This window comes from Catalinimonas locisalis, from assembly GCF_038039535.1.
Classification (GTDB): Bacteria; Bacteroidota; Bacteroidia; order Cytophagales; family Cyclobacteriaceae; genus Catalinimonas.
The window spans coordinates 153330-159329 of the sequence record NZ_JBBPHP010000012.1; the positions used below are offsets into that span (position 1 = coordinate 153330).

The 6000-nt window shown below is 39.9% G+C and carries 2 protein-coding genes; one reads left to right on the plus strand and one right to left on the minus strand.

Translation table 11 applies throughout. The annotated features are described in order from the left end of the window. The first annotated feature begins 850 nt into the window (after window positions 1–850). Window positions 851–1354 (plus strand): DUF4494 domain-containing protein, encoded by a 504-nt coding sequence (locus WJR50_RS16725; protein ID WP_341294455.1) that lies wholly within the window; start codon window positions 851–853, stop codon window positions 1352–1354. A gap of 6 nt (window positions 1355–1360) precedes the next feature. On the opposite strand, the gene WJR50_RS16730 is transcribed toward WJR50_RS16725, so the two are convergent. Further along, window positions 1361–5743 carry a S8 family serine peptidase gene (locus WJR50_RS16730; RefSeq protein ID WP_341294456.1) on the minus strand — a complete coding sequence of 1461 codons (4383 nt, stop codon included), beginning with the start codon at window positions 5741–5743 and terminating at the stop codon, window positions 1361–1363. Between the last annotated feature and the right edge of the window lie 257 nt (window positions 5744–6000).

Genomic DNA, 6000 nt, shown 5'->3' on the forward strand with positions numbered 1-6000 from the left:
TATCATTCAAGGATAAAGTGTAATTTTTATAAAAAATTGTTTGAGTTTTAAATTTAAAAAACTAAACAATGACAGTAAATACGATATGATCTACCCCTCCAATATCAGGCATAGGAAACTTTGCTGTATTCAGTACAAATAGATTGTTGCGGAAGAAAAGACTTGTGATAATAACTTTACTTAATATAGCAAATAAGAATTTAGTAATCAATTCCATTCTCTTAGTAAATACCTTTACCTCAGAGGAGCCGCTTTCTTATCTTTTTGGAAAGCCGTATTGTAATTACTCTGACTGACCTTTAGCAAAAGTCAACACCCAAAAAATTTGCCAGAGTAATTTTAAGGGAGATAAGGTTATCTTAAGATTGCAGGACCATTAAGTATGTCGTCTTCTACGCACCATTTTTAGCCTCTTGTCTGGCTAATTCAAGTTTTTGCATCGTAGTCTTTCTATCATGTAAATGAGGGGAAGGAATAGCAGAGACTTCAACCCCTAAATATTCTCATACAGGTTTCCATCCGTCTGCTACATGACAACCATCAATTCACCAACGTTAAAAGGTAGTTACGTCATTATGGAGAAGCAAGCGCGACTCTTATACCCTCTTTTTGAAGAAACAAAGCTTTTATCGTTTAAAATCAAGCACTTTCAGTAATTTGCAGGTGCTTTTTTTATACCATTTATCAAATAAGTGATTTCGCCTTATCTTTAATGCTTATCATATAAGAGAACAAGTCAATCATGATTTTGCAGGTGAATACCTTCAAATAAGTATTAGAATTCATTAGCCTGTTTTGATGAATCGCTTTACCTTTGCCGACCATTGTAAAACTTAAATCGGAGTATGGCATGAAAACTTGGTTTGTTTGTAAAGTAAAGTATCAAAAGCAAGACGAAAAAGGGAAAGTAAAAAATGTAGCTGAGCAATATCTGGTGGACGCAGTCTCGTTTACTGAAGCGGAAACACGTATTTATGAGAAGATGGGCGAATTAATAGAAGGCGATTTTTATGTCTCAAACATCAGCAAAAGTAACTATACCGATGTTTTCCACTATGAAGATGCTGAAACCTGGCATAAATGTAAGATGACTTATACGCTGGAAGTTGAAGGCAGTGGAAAAGAGAAAAAGGTAACCAATTATATACTGCTTACTGCTCCTGATGTTAAGACCGCTTATGATAGGGTATACGAAAGTCTGAAGGGTATGCTGGTAGACTTTAAAGTACCTGAAATTGGAGAAAGCCCTATACTGGAAGTATTTCCTTACGAAAGCAATGTAGAAGAGAAATGGCAAGAGGCTCCTGACAATTTTGAACCCATTACTACTGAAGAAGGAGACCAGCAGGTGTAGTATAGCCTACTGATAACCACTACTAAGCATAATCTTTCGCATAAAGCGTTTATTGGCACTTCTTATTTCTATAAAATATAGTCCATCAGGAAGATGTTGCTGGCTTAGTTGATGCAAATTTACTTCCAATGGTGTTCGCGTATACATCAGTTTATCCTTGCATAATGCTTTGCCTTGTCTATCGTACAGGTGAAGCATTATTTCTTTGTTATACCAAAGGGCATTGGATAACCAAAAAACACCATTTGCCGGGTTTGGATACAAACGGAGGTGAGTATCTTCCGGATCATTTTTTGCAGAAGTCACATTGATCACTGTCAGTAATTTGCTGATTGTATTGGTGCAGCCATCGTTACTATGGGCAACAAGCGTAATCTGGTAAACCCCCATAGAATCATAGACCTGACTTACTTTTGCTCCCCTGGTTACTAACTGACCATCACCGAGATCCCAACTCCAGCTAATATTGGAAGATTCTTCATTTAGTGCTACCCCTTCAAATACTACTTCCCTATTTTCTGAAAGGTATATGGTATCCGGCGAAATATCGAAGTCTGCAAACTGATTGATACTCACTTCTATAGGGCTGGCTTCACTTTCTTTCAGACTATCTAAATTGGTAATGTAGTAAACTTTATCAGTATTTAACCCGCCAACCCTCAGGCTTTTACCTTTGTGAATAGGTTCACCTAATGTGGCATCTTCATAAAAATAGAATACATCTCCATTTGAAGGACTTATTGTCACTGTTTCTCCGCTACAAACACGTTGTGTAGAGAACTGGGGTTTTGGACTTTTCTTAAGTATTACAGACTTGCTAGTGGTATACTCACAGACAACCTCATTTTCAAAAGTATAGGTGAGTTCTACATTGAAATCCTGCTGGTTCGCATGTTCATAGGAATAGTCATAGATCAGTGTATCTGAAGTTCCCACAGCTTCGCCATTTATTATCCATGTAAGCTTACTTATTACAGTGGAAGGGGGTGTAGTGTGCCAGAACTTGAGTAAATATTTACTGGTATTGGATAGGGAGATGCTGTGTTTAATATCTACTTTAGGCTGAAGCACCTTAATGTTAACCGGCACAACAGAACTGGGATAATTTGGAGCATCATTGATGATATAATAAACGGTATCCTTGTACAAAGCTGAAGTTGTAAAATTATTCCCGCTATAAAGCAAATTACTGAGAGATTTATCACTATATACTTTTAGCTGATCGGTATTGCTGGCATAAATATTAGCTGATGAGCCATAGCAAATTAACTGATCCTCAATTATAGGCTTTGGTACGCGCTTCACTACGGTAAGTGTTTTCAATGCTACACTTTCACAGCCAGCACTGCTCAACACACTTAAACTGACATTGTATACCCCTTCTTCCTGGTATTGCACTGAGGGGTTTTGTTTGGTGCTTTCAAAACCATTCCCAAAATTCCATTGCCAAGCTACTGCCTCTGTACTGGTATCTTCCCACCTTATGGTGGCTATGCTTTCACTATTTAAGAAAAGGGTGTCCTGCGCATAAGTGCCTAAGTTCACTGACTTTACATGAAATGAAGCCTGAGGCTGCAATATTTTGACTTGTATCTGCTCAATTGAGTTTTCATAACCATCTTCCACTTTAGCCACAAAAAAGGAGGTATCCCCAGCCAGAGTAGAAGTCGTAAAGCTACTGTCTTCAGCTAACAATATTGTACCTAAGGCATCCTGATAAAACCGATAAAGCCCCCTTTCAGTTGGTTCAATTACCACAGTACTATCAACACATGCATACATGGTCTCCCTTACCAAAGGATTATTTTTATACTTAATATACTGCTCTTGCGCAGCTTCCGTAAGCTCCTGTAAACTTTCAAGACTTGATGCAGACAGCAAAGCAAAAGCTACGAACTGATGTTGACTTGGCACCAGGGTGTCCAAGGTTGCGCCGAGCAGATGCGCTACATCATTACCACTTCCACTGGTTCCTGCTTCTGTTTTACTTACCCCCTGTGACAGCCAGGAGTACCGTACCGAGTCAGAAAATACAGTTTCAAGGTCTGCGGTATTCCCATTCGCATTTTGCTTATCTATTGCACGATAAAGCGGTGCTTGTGCCGTTAGCAGTGCTATTCCACTGTAGGTATTGTTATTATGCACATACCCCAGAAGGTGAGATACATCCCAGTTAGCTTTGTTCTCCAGGGCATTTCCTATATCCCAATCAGCAAACATCGCGCTCTTAACATTGAACAGGGAATCTGTACCTAGATTAATAATTCGGTACTCTGAGATCAGATAATTTTGCCCGATGCCGGAAGTATTCGTCAGCCATTGCTGCTCTACTCTAAGATTCATTGGATGCTCTGCGCCTGCATCATTAAATACCGATTGAAGCAAAATATCGGACTGAGAAGACTGTCCGAAACGCACATTTTCCACTGTTTCAAAGTCCTGACTGTATGCTGAACCCGAAAAGTCCTGGACAGTATTGTCAGATACACTGTCAGAAGAAGCTCCTAGAATTAATCCAATGTGCTGTGCCAGCGTATCTCCCTGAAACACAAATCCTCTGTCCGCTATATTTTTACCAATATCACCATTGCTACCAATAGACAAGCGGATTTTTCCATTATCTAATAAAGGCTCACCTGATGAAGATACGATATAGAAATACTGATAATCTGTATACCCTTCATCTTCAAAGGCCAGGCGAAAATAGATTTGCTCATTGTTAGGTAAGTCTTCATGAAGATAAAGACTGAAGGCACCTGCTGGGCTCTGAATGCTTTCCAGAGTATCCAGCGCTCCAATTGTAAACACAGAATCCAGCATGCTTACGTAGCTGGAAGGAGAAGTAAGGGTTACCTTAGCAGCAGTGGAGGTCGGGCTAAGATAGTTTGTAAAAACAGCTTCTAAGTTTAACGTATCTCCATAAAAGGCAAATGCTCCAACATGGTTTTCGTAACTAAAAGCTGACATCCGTAAGGCAGGACTTTCAAAGTCAGTCAATGCTTTTCCCATATTCAGACGCCCTCTACCCATCTTTTCCAAATGCTGATTGTTGTTTCCTACGCTATAAATATTATCTGAGCTTAGCCGTAATTTTTCCATGATTTGCAAAGCATTCAACTCCGGATAATGTGCCTTAAGTAAAGCAGCAGTACCTGCCACCTGGGGCGTAGCCATGGATGATCCTCCTGAAAAAGCATAGGTATCACCGTCACGGGTGGTGTAAATGTTAGTTCCCGGAGCAGTTAGATCTACGAAGTAGCTGGTGGTAGTCACTGACCGTCTTTGATCGTTAGCATCAGTCTGGGCTACGGAAAGCACGTGGTTAAAGGATGCAGGATAAAAATCTTCCAGTTTACCACTGTTGCCGGCAGCAGCTACTACTACTGCATCTTTCTCCAGTACTGCATAATCTATCATATCCTGGCCAAAATTTGAAAAAGCATTGGCTCCTCCCCAAGATAAATTTATAACATCACATCCCATATCAGCAGCATAAGCAATAGCTTCATAACCCTGATAAAAGCTTCCATCAACGGATTTAAAAATCTTGACAGGCACATAAGATGAGCGAAAACCTGTACCGCTAATGCCAATTTTGTTATCAGTGGTACCTGAGGCTACGCCTGCTACCTGTATGCCGTGAATATTCTGATCAGCAGTTGGATCATTGTCATTATCCGCAAAGTCCCAGCCCAGAAAATTATCAATTAAGCCATCCCCGTCATCGTCAATACCATTGATAGGGTCAAGTTTATTTTTCCAGAGATTATCAGCCAGATCCTGATGGCCAAACTCAATGCCGGTGTCCAGTATGCCAATCAGTACAGAAGAATCTCCTTTCTCTATCGCCCAGGCTTCGTAGGCATTGATAAGCGAAAGGTATGCCTGAGAGCCACCCGACTTGGCCGCTTCGGGATCATTGGGAACATATTCGCCAGCTTGGTTTCCAAGGGGTTTGAGCAAATAATAAGGTTCTGCATATTCAACACTTTCCAACAGGAGTAAACGTTGAATTGCTTCATTCAAATTCTGGCTTTCCTCAAGCCTGATCTTGTAAATATTTTCAATATTAACCTTACTACTACTGTACCTCGCTCTACTGTTTGATTTGCTTGCAGAAAAATGGGCTGGAACTGCCTGTTCAATGTTTTTCAGAGGTAGCAGGGACCGGATTTCATTAAGAGGATTATCTGATGAAGTCTGACGTGCATTTTGAGGAGTAGATGATAAGCTGGCTTCTCTGAACTTTACGATAAGGGTATGAGGAGCATAATCCTGGGATGTAATGCCATCAGGCCAGGAGAACTCACGGATATGCTGTGCAAAGCTCATGCTATGCATCAACAGCAGACCACATACCCCTATGCTCAATCTAATCAAAAAGCTCATAGCCCTATTTTTATTCACTTAGTAAGAAGACTCCCTTTTTCCTGAAAACGTTGTAAACACTTATTAACTTTCAGGGCTAAATTAGGAGTATGTTGTTAACTAAGTCTTACTAAATCTAACAAAATACTACATGAGTTGAAATATGTAGCGGGCTATAAGCAGATGAATTTTTATTTAATCACTGAAGTTACGCAACTAAGCTGATACCTAATCCTTGCTTTATATCATTCAAATAGGCAAAGGCAGTTTTAATAGCT